Origin of the sequence: Candidatus Paracaedimonas acanthamoebae (assembly GCA_017307065.1) — a bacterium.
Taxonomy (GTDB): domain Bacteria; phylum Pseudomonadota; class Alphaproteobacteria; order Caedimonadales; family Caedimonadaceae; genus Paracaedimonas; species Paracaedimonas acanthamoebae_A.
In genome coordinates, this window is sequence record JAFKGL010000013.1 from 58066 (window position 1) to 79650 (window position 21585).

Annotated in this window: 19 protein-coding genes; 6 read left to right on the plus strand and 13 right to left on the minus strand. The window is 37.4% G+C overall.

What is annotated here, in order from left to right; genetic code table 11:
• Nucleotides 1-13 precede the first annotated feature (13 nt).
• Nucleotides 14-952, plus strand: a complete 939-nt coding sequence (locus J0H12_02745) for an LD-carboxypeptidase (GenBank protein MBN9412831.1) — start codon at nt 14-16, stop codon at nt 950-952.
• A gap of 37 nt (nt 953-989) precedes the next feature.
• On the opposite strand, the gene J0H12_02750 is transcribed toward J0H12_02745, so the two are convergent.
• The 12 genes from J0H12_02750 to truB all read right to left on the minus strand — a co-directional run bounded on the left by J0H12_02750 (nt 990) and on the right by truB (nt 14543).
• Entirely contained in the window at nt 990-1487 is a 498-nt protein-coding gene (locus J0H12_02750) for a methylated-DNA--[protein]-cysteine S-methyltransferase (protein ID MBN9412832.1), read from the minus strand.
• A 151-nt stretch (nt 1488-1638) separates the two neighbouring features.
• Nucleotides 1639-2133, minus strand: coding sequence for an RNA pyrophosphohydrolase (locus J0H12_02755; GenBank protein MBN9412833.1), 495 nt, complete (start codon nt 2131-2133; stop codon nt 1639-1641).
• Between the two features lie 57 nt (nt 2134-2190).
• Nucleotides 2191-3528: a S41 family peptidase gene (locus J0H12_02760; GenBank protein MBN9412834.1), complete on the minus strand. Its 1338-nt coding sequence runs from the start codon at nt 3526-3528 to the stop codon at nt 2191-2193.
• Between the two features lie 140 nt (nt 3529-3668).
• Nucleotides 3669-5207, minus strand: coding sequence for a 2,3-bisphosphoglycerate-independent phosphoglycerate mutase (locus J0H12_02765; protein ID MBN9412835.1), 1539 nt, complete (start codon nt 5205-5207; stop codon nt 3669-3671).
• Between the two features lie 45 nt (nt 5208-5252).
• A complete protein-coding gene (nusB, locus tag J0H12_02770; protein MBN9412836.1) occupies nt 5253-5726 on the minus strand; it encodes a transcription antitermination factor NusB in 474 nt (157 codons plus the stop codon).
• A gap of 329 nt (nt 5727-6055) precedes the next feature.
• Nucleotides 6056-6511 (minus strand): DNA starvation/stationary phase protection protein, encoded by a 456-nt coding sequence (locus J0H12_02775; protein MBN9412837.1) that lies wholly within the window; start codon nt 6509-6511, stop codon nt 6056-6058.
• 119 nt (nt 6512-6630) lie between these two features.
• Nucleotides 6631-8913 (minus strand): hypothetical protein, encoded by a 2283-nt coding sequence (locus J0H12_02780; GenBank protein MBN9412838.1) that lies wholly within the window; start codon nt 8911-8913, stop codon nt 6631-6633.
• A gap of 305 nt (nt 8914-9218) precedes the next feature.
• Nucleotides 9219-9755: a peroxiredoxin gene (locus J0H12_02785; protein MBN9412839.1), complete on the minus strand. Its 537-nt coding sequence runs from the start codon at nt 9753-9755 to the stop codon at nt 9219-9221.
• A gap of 19 nt (nt 9756-9774) precedes the next feature.
• Entirely contained in the window at nt 9775-11148 is a 1374-nt protein-coding gene (locus J0H12_02790) for a nitronate monooxygenase (protein MBN9412840.1), read from the minus strand.
• 70 nt (nt 11149-11218) lie between these two features.
• On the minus strand, nt 11219-13324 hold the full coding sequence (pnp, locus tag J0H12_02795; GenBank protein ID MBN9412841.1) for a polyribonucleotide nucleotidyltransferase: 2106 nt from the start codon (nt 13322-13324) through the stop codon (nt 11219-11221).
• Nucleotides 13325-13365: 41 nt separating this feature from the next.
• Nucleotides 13366-13635: a 30S ribosomal protein S15 gene (gene rpsO / locus J0H12_02800; GenBank protein MBN9412842.1), complete on the minus strand. Its 270-nt coding sequence runs from the start codon at nt 13633-13635 to the stop codon at nt 13366-13368.
• A gap of 20 nt (nt 13636-13655) precedes the next feature.
• Nucleotides 13656-14543 carry a tRNA pseudouridine(55) synthase TruB gene (truB, locus tag J0H12_02805; protein ID MBN9412843.1) on the minus strand — a complete coding sequence of 296 codons (888 nt, stop codon included), beginning with the start codon at nt 14541-14543 and terminating at the stop codon, nt 13656-13658.
• A gap of 519 nt (nt 14544-15062) precedes the next feature.
• Here truB and J0H12_02810 point away from each other — a divergent pair.
• The 5 genes from J0H12_02810 (at nt 15063) to J0H12_02830 (ending at nt 20520) form a co-directional block, all read left to right on the plus strand.
• Entirely contained in the window at nt 15063-17336 is a 2274-nt protein-coding gene (locus J0H12_02810; GenBank protein ID MBN9412844.1) for a hypothetical protein, read from the plus strand.
• Nucleotides 17337-17349: 13 nt separating this feature from the next.
• Nucleotides 17350-17793, plus strand: coding sequence for a hypothetical protein (locus tag J0H12_02815; GenBank protein MBN9412845.1), 444 nt, complete (start codon nt 17350-17352; stop codon nt 17791-17793).
• A 243-nt stretch (nt 17794-18036) separates the two neighbouring features.
• On the plus strand, nt 18037-18534 hold the full coding sequence (locus tag J0H12_02820) for a pilus assembly protein (protein ID MBN9412846.1): 498 nt from the start codon (nt 18037-18039) through the stop codon (nt 18532-18534).
• 10 nt (nt 18535-18544) lie between these two features.
• Nucleotides 18545-19105, plus strand: coding sequence for a pilus assembly protein (locus tag J0H12_02825; protein MBN9412847.1), 561 nt, complete (start codon nt 18545-18547; stop codon nt 19103-19105).
• 2 nt (nt 19106-19107) lie between these two features.
• A complete protein-coding gene (locus J0H12_02830) occupies nt 19108-20520 on the plus strand; it encodes a hypothetical protein (GenBank protein ID MBN9412848.1) in 1413 nt (470 codons plus the stop codon).
• Here J0H12_02830 and J0H12_02835 read toward each other — a convergent pair.
• Nucleotides 20461-21486, minus strand: coding sequence for a tetratricopeptide repeat protein (locus J0H12_02835; GenBank protein MBN9412849.1), 1026 nt, complete (start codon nt 21484-21486; stop codon nt 20461-20463). The two genes, J0H12_02830 and J0H12_02835, sit on opposite strands and share 60 nt — an antisense overlap.
• Between the last annotated feature and the right edge of the window lie 99 nt (nt 21487-21585).

The following is a 21585-nucleotide window of genomic DNA, read 5'->3' on the forward strand; positions in this document are numbered from 1 at the left end:
TTGGATGAGAACGATGAATCAATCTTCTGTCTTCAAACCAACTTTTTCACCTCTTCGTATTGCGGATACTGTGGCGGTTGTTGCGCCTTCTTTTGGAGCCATTGAGGGCCTTCTTGAGAAAGCACGTTCTTTTTTATCTCAGTGGGGGTTGCGTATAAAAGTTCATTCTGATCTCTACGGGGATGATCTTCTTTATGCCAATACCGATGATAAACGGCTTCAATGCTTAATAGATGCGTTTTATGATGAAGAAGTTAAGGCTATTTGGTGTCTGCGTGGTGGGGCAGGCGCTAAACGTTTAATCCCTTTCCTTGAAAAATTGGAACGACCGCGTCATGAGAAATTATTTATTGGGTTAAGTGATATCACGGCTCTTCATCATTTTTTTCATCAAGCATGGGGATGGACCCCCATTCATGGATGTACCTTAACTCAACTCGTCAAAGAAAACGCAAATCCTGCAATAATAAAAGAAATGCAGGATGTTCTTTTTGGGACACAATCAGAAGTCACTTTTAGGGATTTAATACCTTTAAATCTTCAAGCTCAAGAACTCGAAAGCGTAACGGCTTCTCTAGTGGGAGGAAATTTAGCCGTTTTGCAATATAGCCTTGGAACAGATTGGCAGCTTCAAACTAGTAATAAATTCTTATTATTAGAAGATGTAAATGAAAAACCTTATCGCATTGCTGAATATTTAGAGCATTTTAAACAAGCCAGAATTTTAAAAGATCTTAAAGCTTTGCTTTTGGCAGATTTTACTTATGATCATCCTGAGCAAGATCAAAGTGCTCTCTTACAAGAAGTTTTCAAAAAATTTGCGACAGAAGTCCAATTCCCTATTTTCCGAATGACAGGTGTTGGCCATGGAAGCATCAGTCGACCTTTTAAAATTGGAGGAACAGCTATATTGAATGGGCAAGAACAAAAACTTACTTGTTCTTTTAGCTAAATAAATTTTTTACAGAAGCTGCTATTCATATAGAATTTTAAGCATCAAATCTCTTATCGGGATTTTCAAGTTTTAAGAGGAAGGCTTTGGTCTCAAGACCACCTGCAAATCCTGTTAATTTTCCATTTGTGCCGATCACCCTGTGGCAAGGAGCAATAATTGAAAGGGGATTTTTTCCATTTGCAGCGCCCACGGCTCTTACAGCCTTAGGATTGCCAATTTGTTGGGCAATTTGTGCATAGCTACGTGTCTCACCAAAAGGGATTGTTAATAAAGCTTGCCAAACTTTCTTTTGAAATTCAGTGCCCACAAAATTAAGCTTTAGAGAAAATTTTTTTAATTTTCCTGTGAAATAGTCTTTTAATTGCTTTTCAGCATCAAGAAGGAAAGGATTATCTTTTTCTTCTATCTCTGACCTAAAAGAAACGCGACCAAGTGTATCATTTTCCCATAAAATTCCAGTAAGACCTTTATCACTTGAAATTAATTTTAATATACCAACTGGTGAGGGCATAGTTTTATAAACATAGGTCATGATGAAACTCCTTGTTAGAAGAGGAAATCCAGGGAAAATGAGGTAAATCTATACATCTATAATTATTATAACTAAGAATTTAAATTTTTCAATTTTGTATTTTTAAGAATTTTTTCTAAAGAATAGACTATTGGGAGTTAAATAAGAATTATTATTCATCTTTAGCTGAAACAGCTAGCAGACGAAATTCGTCTATTAATGCCTGATATGTTTTTCGTTTAAATGAGATTGCAAGAGCAGGTAATTCTTTAATACTAATCCACTTCCAGTCACAAAATTCTGGGTGCTCAGTTGCTACATTAATTTCAGTATCTTTCCCGAGGAAACGCATCAAGAACCATTTTTGGCGTTGACCGCGATAATTTCCATTCCATAATTTTCCCATGAGATACGGAGGGAAGTCATAGCTATGCCAAACCTCAGATTCTGCTAAAACTTGAGCATTATTTGTTCCTATTTCTTCTTTTAATTCACGAAAAGCTGCAATTTCAGGTGTCTCTCCGTCATCAATGCCTCCTTGAGGCATTTGCCAAGATTTTTTTGCGGGGAGAATACGCCTTGCGATAAAAACTTGATTTTCTTTATTTAAAAGTATAACTCCAACCCCATTACGATAGGGTGGAAGCACCTTTTTAGAATGCTTCATTTACTTTTTCTTTCTCTCTCAATTAAAACATTGTCGTTTTAAATTGAACTAAACCTCTTATTTACCTTTCTTAAGCTGATCAATATATTTTCCCGGTTGAAGTTTCTCATAAATGCTCATTGCTTTTAAGAGAATGAATGCTTGCTTAAGTTGGTAATCAAGAACGTCTTTTAAAATATTTTCTTCTTTTTTTATCTTTCCTTCGCCTTTTTGAGTTGCGGGAGGCGTAGAGTTGAATTTATCGGAAATAATAGCCGGTAAAGCACCAATAAGGTTATTTTCCCTTAAGTGCTTATCATCATTCACCATTTTGAGATCTACATGCTGATCAATTTTAATATCTGGATCAATGCCATTTTTTTGAATTGTTTTACCTGAAGGGGTGTAATAAAGAGCCACAGTAAGCTTAATAGCGCCTTTATTTGTAAGTGGGATGATGCTTTGCACAGACCCTTTTCCGAACGATTTTGTTCCCACAATGACAGCTCTTTTGTTATCTTGAAGGGCTGCAGCAACAATCTCGGCAGCAGAAGCTGTTCCACTATTAATCAGAATCATTAAAGGCGAATTCCCGGTGAAATCACCAGGATTTGCACTAAAATGAAGCTCTTTTTTAGGATCTTTTCCCCGAATAGAAACAATCTTTCCGCCATTCAGAAAAACATCGCTTACGGAAACAGCTTCATCCAGTAAACCACCACTATTATTACGTAAATCGAGAATATATCCTGTGAGGTCTTTCTTATCTATTTTTCTTTTAATTTCTCGAATGGCTTTTAAAAGTTCTTTAGTTGTTTCTTGGTTAAAAGTCGAAATACGAATATAAGCGATATTATCCTCAATCCGCCATTTGATAGGACGAGTATTGATGATTTCTCTTTCTAAAGTAAGTTCAAAAGGAGCTAATTTTTCACGTTTTATTGAAACTGTAACCTCAGTGCCAGGAGCACCACGTAGTTTTTCAGCGGCTTCAAGAGATTTCATTTGGTAAGTCGCCTCTTTATTGACGGCAATAATCTGATCACCGGGCAACACACCTGCCTTTTGAGCGGGGGAGTCATCAAGAGCAGAGATGACATGAATGATACCATCTTCCATGACCATTTCGATCCCAAGGCCACCATAATGACCTTGTGTTTGCTTCTTAATATTTTCATATTTTGCGGGTTCAAGATAAGCTGAATAAGGATCTAAGGAAGATAAAACCCCATTTAAAGCACCTTCTAAGAGTTTTGTATCATCAACTTTTTCAATATATTCTCTCTTCACACGATCGGTCACATAGCTATAAAAGAGGGCAGCTTCCTTAGTTGATAAAGACGGAGGAGTTGTACTTATTTTGTCTTTATCTTTAGCGCTACATCCCGTAACCAGAATAGTAAAAGAAAAAAACAAACAGGACCACAATTTACTAAAATGAAATCTATGAAAAATATAAGCTGACATAATTTCCCTTCAATTCTAACTCACTCTATTCTAACTCACTCTATTGTCTATAGTTTATAACAATCGTTGTTTTTATAACATAGAATAAACTAAAGATTCTTTAATAAGGATTTTCCTGTCATTTCAGATGGTTTAGGTAACCCAAGTATTTCCAATATTGTTGGGGCTATATCAGATAGTTTTCCATCTGATAAGGAAGCTTTAGAGAGAGTATTGTTGATACACACAAAAGGCACTGGATTCATTGTATGAGCTGTATGCGCTTCTTTTGAAGTTTCATCATAAACTTGTTCAGCATTTCCGTGATCTGCGGTGATCAGAAGAGTTCCATTAAGAGGTAATAGAGCTTTTTCAATTTCTCCTAGGCATTCATCAACACATTCCACCGCTTGAATCGAAGCATTAAGATCTCCTGAGTGGCCAACCATATCAGTATTGGCATAGTTTACAACAACCAGATCATAAGGTGTTTTATGGAGGGCTGAAATAAGTTCTTGTGTTACTTGTTTTGCAGACATCTCTGGTTGTAAATCATATGTGGCAACCTTTGGAGAAGGTATAAGGATGCGATCTTCTCGAGGGAAAGGTGATTCTTGACCTCCATTGAAAAAGAAGGTGACATGCGCATATTTTTCTGTTTCAGCGATGCGCAATTGTTTAAGGCCAGCATTCGCAATGACTTCGCCCAAACTATGATGAATCTCAATAGCAGGAAAGAGCGCAGGGCTGTAATGTGTTAAAAGCTCAGAATATTCAACAAGCCCGAGAATGGAGGAGAATTGAATAATTTCCTCTCTCTGAAAATCTTGAAAGTCTGGGAGGGCAAGAGCACTTAGAGTTTGACGAACTCGATCGGCACGGAAATTTGCAATGAACAATCCATCTCCATTTTGCATGCCTTTATAGCCTTGTAAAAGGGCAGGAGGAATAAACTCATCGGTAATTTTAGAGGTATAATTTTCCTGAATATAAGCAAGAGGATCACTGAAGATAGGTCCTTGGGCTTTGGTCATAACTCGATAGGCTTTTTCAACGCGATCCCACCGCTTATCCCGATCCATCCCAAAATATCGGCCTCCTATTGTTGCAATTTTAATAGAGGGAAGAAGGCTTATTTCACTCATTAAATGTTTTAAATATTCTTTTCCTGAAGTAGGAGGGGTATCACGTCCATCAAGGAAAAGATGCAAGTAAACGGTTAATCCTTCATTTGAAAAATTCTTTGCAAGAGCTATAATATGATTTTGGTGTGAATGAACGCCTCCTGGAGACAAAAGGCCTAAAAGGTGAATGACACCTGTTCCTTCTTTTACTTTTTTAGTGAAATTTTGAAATTCTGGGAGGGGTATAATTTCATTATTTTTAAGAGCAGCATCGATGCGAGGCAGATCTTGCATGATGATACGCCCCCCACCAATATTCATATGTCCAACTTCAGAGTTTCCCATTTGCCCTTCAGGAAGTCCAACGTCAAGAGCTGAGGCTTCAAGGAGAGAGTGCGGATAATTTTTTAGAAAACGATCAAAGTTGGGCGTTTTTGCTTGGGCAATCGCGTTATGATTTAGTTCTTCACGATGTCCCCAACCGTCTAGGATGCATAAAATGACAGGGGAATGATTATCTTTCATTTAAAACTCCATATCCTTGTGTTTTAAAGCATTTTTTAAATGATATTATTTTTTAGGTTTTGAAAGTGAATATCCTAAATGTTTTGCAACTTTATCAAGATAACTATTAACAAATCCTGGTTCTTTACCTTCGAAAAATCCATGAGTAATATCAACATATTCTGAGATAATAACGGGGGCAGGGACTGTTGTTAACCGTCCTAAAAACTCAGCTGTAGCAATTTGTAAAATAGCTTTTAAAATTGATTCAAGACGTTCTAGAGACCATTCTTGACTAAGATTTGCAAGGATGAGGTCCATGATATCCTGGCGTCTCTCATAAGACGTTGTGATAAGTTTTCTGAATAAAGAAACATCTACACTGACAGGGTAATCACCTGAATTAAAGCGATGAAAGATAAATTCCTCTATGACAGCAGGACCTGTTTGATCTGTCTCCGAAATTTGATAAAGAGCTTGAACAGCCGCAAGCCTCGCAGCGCGACTTTTTTCAAAATGATTACGATGATGTTGTGTCATTCTTCATTTGCAAAGATTATTGGTTAAAAAACATTAATGCCGATAGATGGAAAGAAAGGCAAGCATTCTCTGAAAATGTTGAAGATTTATTATAAAAAAATTCCCAGAGATTTAAATTTCTGGGAATATTTTGGCTTATATGAAGTAAACATGTTGCTAAATAATCAATCTGAAACCTTTAGAGAAAGTGAATATTGTTCTTAAATTTTATATTTAAGATAGGGTCCACGAAGCTCTCCCTTTGTCTTATTATTTTTTATCACTGACAAGATCTTTATAGGTAAGAAAGATTAATAAAGAGTAAAAAATAAGGGATTGATTACTATAAATTACAAATGACTTCTTAGTATCCAGGCTGTTTTTTCATGATTTCTGAGGCGTCCAATAAAGAAATCAATTGTTCCTTCGTCATCACTGGATTCAAGTTCTTTTAGAATTACCCGAAGCTCTGCAATAATTTTTTCATGATCATTTAAAAGAGTAGTCACCATAATTTCAGGTGTCTTAAGATCTTCATTCTCACTTAACGTCGTAAGCTTTAAAAACTCGTGAAAAGTCGCGGGAGTTTTTTCTTCTAACATCCGAATTCGTTCAGCAATTTCATCAATTGCCTCTGAGAGAGTCTCATATTGATTTCCAAAAAGCTCATGCAGCATCGAGAAATTAGGGCTTATCACATTCCAATGGCAATTCTGCGTTTTAAGGGAAAGTAGATAAGTATTTGCAAGCAATATTTTCAAATGTTCTATAGATTTTAAACGACTTGAATTCTCTAATGTGATCATCTTTTTCTCCTTCAAAGCAGTACTTTATCATAAATATCTAATATTTATGAAAAGTAAAAAAGAATAAAATAAGTCCTTTTTTCTTCATATAATTAAGATTTTCAAAGTGCTTTCAATTTTTAGATCTCTAAGTCGCTAATTTCGTCGTCCGTATCAGAATTTACAATGTGTTTATGGGGATCTGTATAAACTATTTGTGCAGAATTTTGAGAATCTGTAGGCGGTGTTCGGCTAGTACATGAAGAAGCTGTTAGTCTCTTTTTATTGGCTCTACAAGGGGCATCTTTGGAAACTTTCTTCCAAGGATATATAGATCTTAAATGAAGGTCCAAATTATCTAAAAAGGTATCAGACGCTTTTCTTGTGCGTTTTTCATAATAGGTCCATGTTATTGAAGCAGGGTCATACCCTTGTTCTGCTGTAGAAGTTGTTTCTAAAGGGACAGTTATAGAGGTTATTTCTGCTTGCTTTAGGTGAGCGTCATATGCTGCTTGTATAGGACCTTTAGAACGTTGCCATACCTCCAGCTGGGGCACATAAGAAAAAGTTGACGTTGGGGCCGGATGGGGGGCTTCAGTTGTTTGAGTTAAAGTCGGGATAGTATTGAAAGAACTTGTCGGCGTTACGCCAGCTTGCCTTAGATAGCCTTTATAGGTTGTTTCCGTGAGAGTTTGAGTTTTCTTCGGATATTGATCATGAGGTGATGGGCTATAAGAAGTTCTTGTTGAAGTCGGATGAGGCTTTAAGTTTTTCCCTGCTGTAGCTTCAGAAACGTCTGTGTCACTCTCTTGCCCAGCCATAAAAGAAAGAAGAGGGGCTGATGAAGCTGATGGGGCTCTGCTTAATGGCGGTGTTTTTGGAGCGTCTTTAGTACTCAAGCTTGGGGTTGCTACGGATATCTTGGTATTTGAAGGGCTGCTTGTTGTTTTAGGGGAAGAAATAGACTTAGTTGCACTTGCTATGTTAGGAAGAGATATTTTTACCGGTATATGAGCGCTTACGTTACTGTTTGTAGGTACAGAAGAAGCGATAGGAGCAGCCGGTGCGGACAAGGTTGGTGCTTGGTTACTGATTGTTGCTATAAGGTTTGAATCCTTGAGACTGCAGCTCGTCGCTATAGGCGCTGCACTTGAAGCTGATGTCGCTCTGCTTAATGGCGGTGTTTTTGGAGCATCTTTAGTACTCAAGCTTGGGGTTGCTACGGATATCTTGGTATTTGAAGGGCTGCTTGTTGTTTTAGGGGAAGAAATAGACTTAGTTGCACTTGCTATGTTAGGAAGAGATATTTTTACCGGTATATGAGCACTTACGTTACTGCTTGTAGGTACAGAAGAAGCGACAGGCGCAGCCGGTGCGGATAAGGTTGGTGTTTGGCTACTGATTACTGCTATAGGGTTTGAGTTCTTGAGACTATAGCTTGCCGCTATAGGTACTGCAATTGAAGCTGGTAAGGGGGGTATTTGACTACTGGTTGTTGGCGTGGTTTGAGCCTGAAGAGGATAGCTTGAGATGATTGAAGTGACAGAATTCGAGGCGCCCATATCACTGCTTGCTGCTATAGGAAGCGAAAGCTTGGTAGGTAAGGTTGGTACTTCGCTATTGAGTATAGGGATTATTTGAGGACAAGAAGTACTTGGACTAATTTCCATAGAAATCGGAAGAGTGGCCTCACTAGTCTCAGATGTCTCAGGAAGTATCATCTCTGAGATAGTATCTGTCATTACGTGAGATGATATTTCTTCATCCCTTGAGATTGAGTTAGATAGCGCTATAGAATCAGAAATCTTTAATTGGTCTTGCTTAAAAATAGGAAAAAGAAAAAGGTCATCTTGTGATGGTGATAAAACAGGAATTTTTTCTAAGAAAATACTTTTCAAACCTAAAGGATCTTTTTTTTCTTCTTCTAAAGAGGATAGTTCTGCGAAGGAGAAAAGAATATCGTCCTCTAAAGTTAACCAAGGGAAGATAATTTCATCATCTTTTTCACTATTTTCGGTAATAACGCTTGTCTCGGATTGAGCAGGGAGTTCAAAATTCGGCTCTTTAATAATTTGTCTCTTTTTTTCAGTTAATTGAATTTTTTTAATAGATTTTAACAAAAAGACTGAGGGTAAAAATTGAACATGAGCATGATTTTTTAAAATTAGAGGATTTTGAGGAATAACATTTAAGGTCTTTTTTCGAGATTTTAGCGGGTAAGGCTGAGACAAAAAGTCGGAATCATTTTTAGGAGACAGATAGCGTTTAATTTCTTTTAAATTACCAGTCTCTTTTCTTTTAATTAAAAAGATAATTGGCTTTTCTTGATGGGGAATAGTGAAAGTAGATATTGCTGAAAAAATTCGATGAGGAGTATTTAAACTCAGAATAATTATAAGAGAGAGCAATAATTTTGTAACCACTTTATTGTACCTCTAATGGGCAAATTAACCACCCCGTTTTTTCTTATTTAAAAATCGCCTAAAAAGCAAGAAAATTATTAATAAATTCTTAATGCATAAAAATATTTTTCAACAAATTAATAGGATAACTTTAGCAGGAAAGAACGATAGTTTTAGAGATTTTACGCGTGTTTCATGGATAAATTGATCTAATAAATTGACTTTTTGAAATTCTTTTTAAGAAAAAACCGGCGTAGTACTGAAGAGGGGGGTGAAATAAAAAAGAGCAAGAAAATAACTTCCTTGCTCTTTAAATGAGTCCATTATTAAGCGACTTTTACGTGATCTTCGCCTTTTTGCCAATTGCAACCACAAAGCCCTTCGGATTGTAGGCCATCAAGAAGGCGGAGAGTCTCTTCAACATTACGACCAACTGAGAGATCATTAATCGAGACATGCCGAATAATTCCTTCAGGGTCCACTAAATATGTCGCACGTAAACAAACACCTTCTTGTTTATGAAGGATGCCTAAGGCAGTTGAGAGCTCTTTACGAATATCAGAAAGCCACGCAAAAGGACTATTTTTGAGCCCTTCATGGTGCGTACGCCATGCAACATGGACGAAATCAGAGTCTGTGCTGCAACCATAAACTTCACAATTTCTTTCTTTAAATTGTGTATAAAGATCACCATATCCCATGATTTCCGTTGGACAAATAAAGGTAAAATCTTTAGGCCAGAAAAAGAAGAGTTTCCATTTTCCTTTATCCGTTTTCTCTGTGACAAGAGGAAAATCACCAATCTCAGTAGACCTGACAGCTTTCAGCGAAAACGCAGGAAAATTATCACCAACAGTAAGCATTTTTAAGCTCCTTTCGTTTTTAGTTTCCGGTTTTTAAACGTTCGATAAGTTGTTTAACCGTGGGAATAAAGCCATCGGCATAAAAGGGATCAGAAGCAAAGCGGTAGGCATTATGCCCAGCAAACATAAGCTGTTGATTAACATCACCCCCGTGTGAAATTTCTTGGAGTGTTTTTTGAATGCAGAACGAACGAGGATCTGCTTTATGGCCTGTCGTATAAGGATCATCTTGTTGCCAATTACTAAAGAGGCAAGCACTCAAACAGCCCATACAATTAATTTGATCAGTCAGAATTTGATTGGCATCTTCGGGTGTTACAAAAATGAGGGTGCTATCGGGAGTTCGTAAGCCTTCTGTAAAACCTTGGCTAACCCATTGCTCAACATGAGTAAGATCATGAGCTGTAAGATAAACAAGTCTCTTACGAGCACCAACTTCGTAAGCAGATTCATGATCTCCAATTGGCGACGTTGTATAAGCAACCTGACGTTGCGAACGAGCATGAAGTTCATTTAAGAAATCATTTTTAACAGCAGAAGAATAAAAACCTGTGGGGCTAAAGCGATTTAAAAAGACATCGCCTTGCTTCAGCGTTAAAAGTTTTTGTTTCCATTCTGTAGAGATAGGGCTCTCTTGTGTAATAAGGGGCCGTGTCCCAAATTGAAACGCAATAGGACCAAGTTCAGGATTATCAATCCAATCTTCCCATTCCCTTAAGAACCAAACGCCACCAGCCATAATAATAGGGATATTATCAAGACCAAACGCCGCCATTTGTTTCCTTAAGGCAAGAACGCGTTCATAGGGAGCTTGAGGTTGAGTTGGATCTTCACTATTACTTAGGCCGTTATGACCTCCTGCAAGCCAAGGATCTTCATAAACAACAGCGCCGAGTTTATCTGGAAATTTATGATAAGCTCTTTTCCATAAGGCATTAAAAGCACGTGCAGAAGAAACAATCGGGTAATAGAATATATTGTAACGTGCTGAAATTTCAGCAACTTTATATGGCATTCCCGCGCCACAGGTAACTCCATGAATAAGCCCTTTGGAGCCTTCAAGGACGCCATATAAGATTTCTTCACAAGCGGCCATTTCCCAGAGAACATTCATATGAAGGCGGCCTTGTCCATTCCGCATTTCATGGGCAATTTTCGCCTGATCAATACCACCTTTTATGGCATAGGCGATAAGTTCATGATGGCGTTCACGCCTTGTTTTCCCATGATAAACAACGGGGATTAGATTTCCATTTTCATCATAGGCATCGGCATTAACGCCAGAGAAAGTACCAACCCCTCCAGCGGCAGCCCAGGCGCCTGAACTTTCACCATTCGAAACAGAAATCCCTTTTCCTCCCTCAATAAGAGGGAGAACTTCTTGACCTGACATAAGAATAGGATTTAAGGACTTCACAATTTCTCTCAAAGTTAAGTTAGGTTATATTCTATAAATTTTCTGGTTAGCCTTCAATATCTTGACCAGATTCTTGGTCAACGACCTTCATGCTGAGTTTAGCTTTACCACGGTCATCAAATCCTAGCAATTTGACGAAAACAGCATCGCCGACTTTAACAACGTCATCGACTTTTTCAACTCTAGTTACTGCCAGTTGGCTAACATGAACAAGGCCTTGACGTTCGCCATAGTATTCAACAAACGCGCCGAAATCCATAATTTTTACAACAGATGCTTTATAAATGGCACCGATGTCAGGATCGCCAGCTGCTGCTTTGATTTTTTCAATTGCAGCCTCAATATTCGCTTGATTGGTGCTGGAAATATCAACTTTTCCATCTTCAGCAATATCGATCTTTGTTCCTGTTGTTTCGCAAATTTCGCGGATAACTTTACCACCTGGACCAATAAGGTCGCGAATACGCTCTTTATTAATCTGTATACTCACAATGCGCGGAGCATTATCTTTGACGGATGTTCTGGATTGCTGAATCGCTTTTTCCATTTCCTTCAGGATATGAAGACGACCTGCAAGCGCTTGCTCAAGAGCAACTTTCATAATGTCTGCAGTGATACTTGTGATTTTGAGATCCATTTGAAGAGACGTCACACCGCGAGACGTACCTGCAACTTTAAAGTCCATGTCGCCTAGGTGATCTTCATCTCCTAAAATATCTGTTAAAACTGCAAATTTATCTTTTTCCTTGATAAGTCCCATAGCGATACCTGCTACTGGTTGTTCGAGAGGAACACCTGCATCCATCAATGAAAGAGAGGTTCCACAAACTGTTGCCATGGAAGAAGAACCATTAGATTCAGTAATCTCGGAGACAACTCTGAGTGTGTAAGGAAATTGTTCTTTCGTCGGAAGAAGAGGGTTCATAGCGCGCCATGCAAGCTTTCCATGTCCAATTTCTCGTCGTCCTGGGGAAGACATGCGTCCGGCTTCTCCAACTGAGTAAGGCGGGAAGTTATAATGAAGCATGAATCTTTGACGGCTTTCACCTTCAAGGGCATCAATGATTTGCTCGTCTTGTGCGGTACCAAGTGTTGTTACAACAAGAGCTTGTGTTTCACCCCGTGTGAAAAGCGCACTTCCATGAGCTCTTGAGAGAAGACCTACTTCAGCCTCAATCGGGCGGACGGTTTTTAGATCTCTTCCATCGATACGACGACCATTTTCGAGGATGTCACCGCGCACGATTTCTTCTTCAAGTTTTTTAAATTGCGCATTCAAAACATCTTCTAGGAGTTCTTCAGAGAGAAGAGCTGTGAGCATTTCTTGGCGAACTTGATCGATGCCATTGCAACGTTTTTGTTTGGATGTTTCTTGGTAAGCTGTGCGTAGGTCTTTCTCTGCAAACTTTTTAACTTGAGCAAAGATGGCCTTTTCGCTTTCACTAGGATCTTCAACTTCCCAAGCAGGCTTTCCTGCATCTTTTTTTAGATTTTGAATCGCCTTGATAACTTTTTGGAATTCTTTGTGTCCAAACATGACAGCGTCAAGCATCGTTTCTTCTGAAAGCTCACGCGCTTCAGATTCAACCATGAGAACACCTTCTTCAGTTCCCGCAACAACAAGCTCAAGAACTGATTCTTGAAGATCTGCATAGGTTGGATTTAGGATAAATGAACCATCCTTGTAACCAACTTTGGCGGCAGCGGGAATCTGATGCACAGGAAGACCTGAAATTGCGAGAGCTGCTGAAGCTCCAATAATAGCAACAATATCTGGATCTGTTTCAAGATCATGACTTAGAAGCGTGCAAATAACTTGAACTTCGTTATAGAAGCCTTCAGGAAAGAGTGGGCGAATTGGGCGATCAATGAGTCTTGAGATTAAGACTTCTTTTTCGCTTGGTTTCGCTTCACGTTTAAAAAAACCGCCTGGAATTTTACCTGCAGCAAAAGCTTTTTCTTGGTAATGAACCGTTAAAGGGAAGAAATTTCGATCCTTTGAAACAGTTTTTGCACCAACGACGGTACAGAGTACGCTTGTCTCGCCATAGGTTGCAACAACAGCTCCATCAGCTTGGCGGGCAATTTTTCCTGTCTCGAGAACAAGTTGACGGCCTCCCCATTCCATTTCTTGGCGGTGAATTGTAAACATACTTTTATTTATTCCTTTCTGAAGCCTTCTAACGGCATTTACTAACGGCGCAATCCAAGGCGCTTAATAATCGTTTCATATCTTTCAAAAGTGCTTCTTTTTAAATAATCAAGAAGACGGCGACGACGGTTGACCATGATTAAAAGCCCACGGCGTGAATGGTGGTCTTTGACATGTGATTCAAGGTGTTTACTGAGCTCTTTAATACGAGTAGTTAAAAGAGCAATCTGTACCTCAGGAGATCCTGTATCATTTGCGACAGTGGCAAAGTCTTTAATAATTTGTTGTTTTTGTTCATTTTGTAACGACATCGTGCATTCCTTTCTTTCGTTTAATTTAATACAAATACGCGTTTGGGCAGAATCCTTACGCCCTCTAAGTGTGCAATTGCAATGGGATTCTTTGCCGTATGAAGGCAAAGAAGACAAAGTTGACCAGGAATCGAAAGAGAAGTCTTGAGTTCTTGACCGCAACGAACTTTCTCAACTTCCTGTTCATCAATCATTACAGCCGGGATGTCGTCCAGCCCTGCAATGAGATTTTGCACATGGTCTCTTTTTAGAATCTTTTCATCACAAATTGCAAGCGTTTCATACGATAAAGCTGCATCTTTATGAAAAGACCCGACAGCTGTCCGATCAATCATGCTAGCAAACCCATATGTTCCAAGGGTTTTTGCGATATCACGGGCTAGACTTCGAACATAAGTCCCTTTTTGGCATTCAACCTCAAATTGAGCAATATCTGGGGACTTAACGTCAATTAACCTCAAGGCATAAATGTGAATTGGACGTGAAGGAAGAGAAAAGTCTTCGCCATTACGAGCTAAATCATAGGCTCTCTTTCCCTCAACTTTAATTGCCGAGAATTTGGGCGGGACTTGGCTAATCTCACCGGTAAATTGCGGCAAGATTGCTTTTATTTCTTCTTCAGAAGGGCGGTAACTAGAAGTCAGCATGGGCTCACCTTCCGCATCATCTGTGGTTGTCTGTTGCCCCCAAGTGATTTCAAACCGATATTTCTTTTTTTGATCAGAAAGGTAAGGGATTGTTTTTGTTGCTTCCCCTAACGCAATAGGAAGTACTCCTGTTGCTAAAGGATCTAAAGTTCCAGCATGCCCCACTTTTGTCTTGGGGAATTTTCGTTTAATAGCTCGTACAACATCCGTTGATGTTATGTTAAGTGGTTTATCAATAATAATCCATCCGTGAATAGACATAAAAGCCTCCGTTATTCTTTTGTTTTTATAAATTTTTATCTTTTAAGGGGAAAGCCCCTAAATTTTTATTCGTATCTTTGTTATATTGGTGTCACTTTCTTATAATTCCTTTATTTGTTTTGGTGAAATCTCCACTATTAGCGCCTGATAGAGGGGAAATCATCGATGTTCACTGTGTCATAACGTTATATATTAATAGTAACATAAATCATTACATTTTTCAAGAAATTTTGGAAAAAATATCTGATAATATTGTAAAAAATGATGAATCCTATGGCTAAAAAATAGGTAAAATTCAAGCGTATAAATCTCTAAAAAAGTTATTTAAAATATCTTTGGTGTTTAAGGGATTACTAAATTAATTTTGATGCTAGTGTTATGAATTTAAACAATAAATCTACTCCAATTGGATTCGCATAATTCACAATGTAATAATAAGAAATTCTTAAAGAACAGAGCTAAAATTTCACAATTGACACAAATTATATGCTATAATAATTCTTTTTAAAGGGCGTAATCGTGATTTTTACTCAACATTTCAAGAGGATTTTGGTTGTTTTCTCAATCTTTTGTACGTCATTGCTTCATACGACGAATGTTTGTGCTTCTGATGATTCAAGTGAAGAAAATGAAGGACCTCCCACAAAAAAAAGAAAACTAAAGGAAAATACCGATAGTAATGAAGGGATTATTCATATAGTTGATTCCCCGGACACGAAGCCCAGCCCTGTAGTTCCTAGTAATCCCACTTTACCTGAATTAGACACAACAGCGGTTACATCGCCGATCCTTTCGACTCTGCCCTCAACTCTCCAAACTCCTTTCACCTCAGTTGCGCCAAAAAAAATAACTATTACAGATTGGCTCAAGGCAGCACCTTCTATGCCCCTATATGAAGAAGAAGTTATTGTTCCTAAAAGTATGCCCTTAAAGGATTCATTTTATATTTTTAACGTGGGACAAGGTAATTCTCAGTTGGCAATGTATGTTGAAGGGCCGGGAGAAGCTTTTGCAGTTCTTTATGATGGTGGAACCTCAGCAGAAACCGTTAATAGTAAAGTTTTAAAAATACAATCGTCCAATAAAGAATCTAAACCTTTTTTGATGAAAAAAACAGAATTATCTCAACCATCAAAGCCAAGTGTTCCGGATTCTCTTAAGCTTCCTCTCGCAACATTATTAGAAGAAAAAGCGTCTCCTGAACATACGACAAATATGGAATCAACCGAAGGAAGTCTAGAAAGTTCTGACAATAGTTTTAGTAATGACGCAGATACAGAAAATCCTGAAAATCCTATAACATTAAATATTAAAAATACTCTAAAAACAGTAAAAAATTTATTTGTGGTTTTATCTCATCCTGATAAAGATCATATTAACTTAATTAAAGACTCTTTATCCACGACTATAAATGTTTTATTTATACTGTGTGGAAATTTTTTTGCTGAAAATGATAAAGAAGATCTAAAGAAAGATATTAAGGAACTCTTTAGTTTTATATCAACTAGAATGCGCTCACATCCAGCAAAAACACACTTTACTTTTCCTTATTTTTGGCCTTCAGATCTTAAGACACCTTATTCCACTTTAAACTATCAGGAGATTAAAGATTTTCTGTTAACTTATCACCCTTCAAATAAGCATCCTCTAGGAAGCGACACTTATCTGCCAAAAATGTTCCAAGGAAACTTCTCAATCTTCTTACAAACAATGCAAGCTATAGATCCTCAAAACACTACAGAGAATCCTTTTTGGGTAAATTTTTTAAATGATGAGCGTTTACAGAATATTTATATTTGGCTCATGAATCAAATATCTGATAATATTAACAATCATTCACCTGTTATTTCTTTTCGTATGCCTAATCTAGAAAAAACATTCATTTGCACAGGAGATGCAGGTCCTGAAGTTTTTCTAAAAATCCAAAAGAAAATTAGCAAGCAGATTGCTATTCAGCCAGCTAACAAATCTACTTCAGGGGAATCTATGTTAGATGATGAACCTATCACTATACCTGCAGAAGAACTGATGAGAGTTAGGGTTGATGCTCATCTCCATGGACAGATTCCTTATATTATTATGTTAATGTTACCTCATCATGGTGCTGAAAAAAATCTTTCATATTCAATGTTAGATTTATTTGCTCCCCACGTATTGGGGATTTCTGCAGGTGCAGGATCGATGTATCGGCATCCATCCACCGATCTTATCAAATTATATAAAAAAGCTTATAAAGAAAAAGCTCATCTTCAAAAAAGAAAAAAAGAGCTATGGGAACATTATGAGCTTCAAGTCGCACATCGTTATCTCACATTTAAAGACGAAGAAAAAACAAAGGAAAGTAAAAAACCAGTTGTTTGTGCAAGATTAAATCGTTTACAGGAAACTAAACTTCCTATCCTTTCTACTGGGATAGCAGGAACAATTAATGTCACAAAAGAAGGTTTTTATAGCCAATTTACTGATCATTTTCAATTTACTGACCAAATATATTCTTTAGTATTCTCAGAGGCTATTTGCATACATGATCCTGCAAGTACAAAGGTTACTGATGACTCCATTGAAATTATAGAAAAAGGGCAAAAATTTTATATATCCCCTAATATATTAAAGATAAAATATGAGGGTAGAGTTTTTAAAAAGAACGAGCCTACAAAATTGTTGGGAAAAAAAGTTTTTCTCTCTGAGGATGGGGAACAACTATTAGTTTCCCTTGACATAAAACAGAAGGGAAGTGATAGTAAAAGTATACAAAAGCTTTATCTAGGTCATAAAGTAATAATAGATAATTAAGAAAGCCCTGATTATGTGGAAAAAAGCCTTCATTTTTTTTGTTCTTTTTATAATCATTTCCATCAATAACGTACAGGCAAGTAATCCAGTTTTACAATTAGATGAAGATGAAATTGATCAAAGAAGTTTTAGCCGTATATATAATAAGCTCGTGAATTTTTATCGACTCAACTCTGAGCAAGTCACTAAACTTAATGCGCAAAAATTTTTTGAAGATCCTGAACATCCCTCAGCACTAGCCGAGCAGGCTCTTAAAGAAATTGAAAAAAATAGAAAAGCATCTATTACTCAAAGCTACTTTAAAAATTATAATTTACTTAAATCTCATCTTTTGAAAATTCATGGATGTTTTAAGGAAGATCAGACGGCGGAAGATTTAGATGCCTCAAAAATTACTGATCTCCTTACTTACACAAATGGTTTATTCTTAATTCTTTACGGGCTGGGAGTTCGTTAAAGGGTTTGAAACTCTAAATTTTGTGAAATCATTACTTTAATGGGAATTGGTCTATTCTGGATATTTGGCTCATTTTGGATTAATATCTCAAAGAAAATAATAGTCAAAATTCAATATCTGTACCACGCCATTGACAATTAAAATTCTTTTAATAGTACGCTTTATTTAAGGCAAGCTTAACCAATTTTTAATCGATTTTTCTTATAATTATAGTAGGTCTATTACTTGGGTGAGGCCCTCATAATGAGGAAAAATCTAAATAAATCAGGAAAAATTTTTTTCCACCGAATGTCTGATGAAAAAGGGGCGTCCGTTGTAGAATTTTCCTTGCTAGCGCCCCTTTTTATTTTCTTTATTTTCGCGGTCATTCAGATGGGAGCGGTGCTGACAATTGATAATGCATTAGAAGCCTCTATTCGGGAAGGGGCTCGTTACGGAATTACGGCTCAAGGAGGCTCTTCGCGCGATAGTCAGATTCGCAACGTCATTCAAACAATCGCCAAAAATTATAGTGGCGGGCTTATAAACCCTAGTAATCTTATCATTACAATTAATTCTTATCCAACTTTCCAAGCTTTAGATGCCAATACATCGGCGTCAAATGGGGCAGGAACTGGGAATCAAGCTGTTAAATATCAAGTTCAGTATACATGGGATACGATATTTCCTATTTTTGGAAGTTCTAACTTAATTGTTTTAAAGGCACAAACACCGGTTATGAACGAAGGTTTTGAAAATTAAAGAGGATAATGTGAAATTTTTAATTAATTTTTTTCGGAAAAAACAAGGGAATGTGATGATTGAATTTGCCCTTATTTTACCCCTTGTTTTTTTGCTGAGTGCGGGCGTGTTTGAGCTTGTGATGTTTACCTTGTTGAATAATAAACTTGCTCGAACAGCGGCGGTTTTTGGGGATGCCATTACGCGAGATAATATTAAGAAAAGTGAAATTACAGGACTTTTAAATACAGCACGCTCTTTTCTAAAGCCTTTTTTTGATTTCAATACAGGCGGGAGCATCGCTGTTACTCAAGTTTATAATAGTGGTTTATCAACGGATCCATCGAAAATGGTTATTTCTTGGCAAGTCCCAATAAATGGTGCAACAAGTCGTTTGGGCACGGCGGGATCTTATCCAAACAATATGCCTAATAATCTTAAGGTCTTGAATGATATGGCTGTTGTCGTGACAGAAGTCTTTTATCAATATAAGCCCATTATTTTTACAGGATTTATCTCAAATAAAACACTTTATCATACTTCTGTTTTTGTCCCGAGAGTCGGAAGCATGATTTCATTAGAGGCTGAGTGATAATGATAAGAGAATTAAAAAAATATATAAGAGAAATAAAGCGCAACGAAGACGGTGCTGTTTATATAATGTTTGCTTTTCTTCTTGTTCCTTTCATTATTTTTGCTGCAATTGCCATTGAGGTTTCTCGGGCTTCTTATATTAATACCCAGTTAGCCTATGCTGCAGATGCGGCAGCACTTGCGGGAGCGCGCTATAACGTTAGTGATGTGCAGTCAAATGCAAGCAAAATATTTTATGCTAATTTTATTAATGGAACTCAGGATGTTAATGTCACACCGCAAATAAGTGTTTCTAGTGATCAAAAATTTGTGACCGTTTCTGTTTCCGGCAGTATGCCAACCATTCTTGGAAAATTTGCAGATGTTTTATCACTTCAAGTTCATGCATTTTCGAAAGTTCAACGCTCATTTGAAGGGTTTGAAATGGCTCTTGTCTTAGATGTGACAGGGTCGATGGCTTCAAATGGAAAAATGACAGGTCTTAAGACTGCCGCCACAAATCTTATTACAACTATTTATGGAATGGATAATACAAAAGAAAATATGGCGATCTCCATCGTGCCTTATGTGGCAGCTGTGAACATCGGGACCCAATACACGGCGTGGCTTTCTGATCCCGCAACTGTCAATACATTCCCTAAAAAAGTTCCGTGGGAAGGATGCGTAAAAGCGGTTGATACAGGAAGCGTAATGGATAAAGATGATGCCCCTAGTTCAACTCGTAAATGGCCAGTTTACTATACGGAGTCAACTTATGGGAAATATGGCTCAAGTAAAGGCGATAATGATTGGGTTGCAAATTCTAATGGTACCGTGACGGTAAAGACGTCTATTGGGAGCGTAAAGATTGGCCCTAATAGAAGTTGTGGTCCTGCTATCATGCCTTTGACGAATAATCGCGATGCGCTTAAGGCCAAGATAGCAACATTTGAACCTGTCTATGGGGGGGGAACTTTTGGTAATTTAGGGCTTGTGTGGGGATGGAATACGATCTCACCTAAATGGAGCGGCTTATGGAATGGTATTAGCCCGCAAGCTTATGATAAAATAACAAAATATGTTTTAATTATGACCGATGGTGAGAATAATTGGTACGATGAAAGTGGGTACCAACCCGTTGGAGATCCTACAGCCTATGGACGTCTTCAGGATAATCTTCTTGGGACGACCACTATTTCACAAACAAGAACGAAAATAGATAATCGGTTAATAGATTTATGCACTAAGATTAAGGCAGCGGGTATTCAGATATTTACGGTAACCTTTCAAGTGTCTGATTCACAAGCAAAAACGATTTATAAACAATGCGCCAGCAAAGCTGAATGGGCTTTTCAAGCTGAAAATTCAACTCAATTAAACACGTTCTTCAGTCAAATCGGAGAAACCGTCAAGAAAATTATTGTTGTTGAGTAAAGGTTCTTTTTTTTCGGATTTTAGAGGTTTTTTTGCGTCAGAATTTTTTGGCTGGATAGAAGGAGTTTCAGCGCTTTTTTGGGGAAGATTGAAACCTGCAGAAGAAGAATTTATCTGTTTTTTTGTGAGATTTTTCTTTTTATTTTTAAGAGGCTTACTCGATCCTTTTGGAGATTCTTGAGATTCAAGTTTTGAGGGTTTAATTGTTAAGGTTGAATTTTCTTGCGTACTAAGAGACGATAAGAAATTAATATTTTTTTGGATAGATTTTTGATCAAGGCCATCTTTAAAATATTGATTTGCTTTTTGGCTGTCACCTGCCAAGGCATAGGCCACTGCAAGATTATGTTTCACATTTGGCGTTGCCTTAGGATTTTGGCTTAATTTAGTTAGGTAATTAATCCCTTCTTCAATTTTTCCTTCTAGAGCTAAAGATAAGCCCAAATTCGATTGAATGCTGATATTATTTTGCTCTATTTCAAGCGCTTTTTTATACCATATTTGAGCTTGATGATGCTGACTTTTAAGGTCTGAACAAATACCCAAGCCGTTGAGAATAAGAGCATCTGTGGGGGCAATTTGATTCATTGTCTTATAAACAATTTCACATTTCTCGCTTTTATTTGTCGCGATATAAATCTTTCCAAGGGCTTTTAAGGCAGGAAGATGTTGAGGATGAAGTTTTGTTGCTTCCTCAAGAAGTTGTATCGCTTCCTCTATTTTTCCTTCTTTAGTAAGCATTGTGGCAAGGCCAATCTGAGCGTCTACATGATCAGGAGAGGTCTCTAAAATTTGCTGATAAAGTTTTTTAGCCGTTGTAAAATCTTGAGATTTTTGCATCGATTCTGCAATTCTTAATAAAGAAGCTGAAGAACTATCGACATAGTTTTTTTCGTGATCTGCACACCCACACATTAATATTGAGGCAAGTAATAGAGGGGTAAAATTTTCGATCTTAAACTTCATTTATTTGGCCTTTATTTATTATTATAAGTAAGTAATACATTATTTTGAAATAAAAATCTACTTTTCATATAATTCTATTGCATTAACAAAAATTTAATA

Coding starts and splice junctions, on each gene's coding strand:
- J0H12_02765 (MBN9412835.1), bottom strand. CDS start 5,207: ATGAAAGATAATCATTCCCCTGTCATTTTATGCATCCTAGACGGTTGG.
- nusB (MBN9412836.1), bottom strand. CDS start 5,726: ATGACACAACATCATCGTAATCATTTTGAAAAAAGTCGCGCTGCGAGG.
- J0H12_02785 (MBN9412839.1), bottom strand. CDS start 9,755: ATGCTTACTGTTGGTGATAATTTTCCTGCGTTTTCGCTGAAAGCTGTC.
- J0H12_02815 (MBN9412845.1), top strand. CDS start 17,350: ATGTGGAAAAAAGCCTTCATTTTTTTTGTTCTTTTTATAATCATTTCC.
- rpsO (MBN9412842.1), bottom strand. CDS start 13,635: ATGTCGTTACAAAATGAACAAAAACAACAAATTATTAAAGACTTTGCC.
- J0H12_02820 (MBN9412846.1), top strand. CDS start 18,037: ATGAGGAAAAATCTAAATAAATCAGGAAAAATTTTTTTCCACCGAATG.
- J0H12_02830 (MBN9412848.1), top strand. CDS start 19,108: ATGATAAGAGAATTAAAAAAATATATAAGAGAAATAAAGCGCAACGAA.
- J0H12_02750 (MBN9412832.1), bottom strand. CDS start 1,487: ATGACCTATGTTTATAAAACTATGCCCTCACCAGTTGGTATATTAAAA.
- J0H12_02790 (MBN9412840.1), bottom strand. CDS start 11,148: ATGTCAGGTCAAGAAGTTCTCCCTCTTATTGAGGGAGGAAAAGGGATT.
- J0H12_02755 (MBN9412833.1), bottom strand. CDS start 2,133: ATGAAGCATTCTAAAAAGGTGCTTCCACCCTATCGTAATGGGGTTGGA.
- J0H12_02775 (MBN9412837.1), bottom strand. CDS start 6,511: ATGATCACATTAGAGAATTCAAGTCGTTTAAAATCTATAGAACATTTG.
- J0H12_02745 (MBN9412831.1), top strand. CDS start 14: ATGAATCAATCTTCTGTCTTCAAACCAACTTTTTCACCTCTTCGTATT.
- J0H12_02835 (MBN9412849.1), bottom strand. CDS start 21,486: ATGAAGTTTAAGATCGAAAATTTTACCCCTCTATTACTTGCCTCAATA.
- truB (MBN9412843.1), bottom strand. CDS start 14,543: ATGTCTATTCACGGATGGATTATTATTGATAAACCACTTAACATAACA.
- pnp (MBN9412841.1), bottom strand. CDS start 13,324: ATGTTTACAATTCACCGCCAAGAAATGGAATGGGGAGGCCGTCAACTT.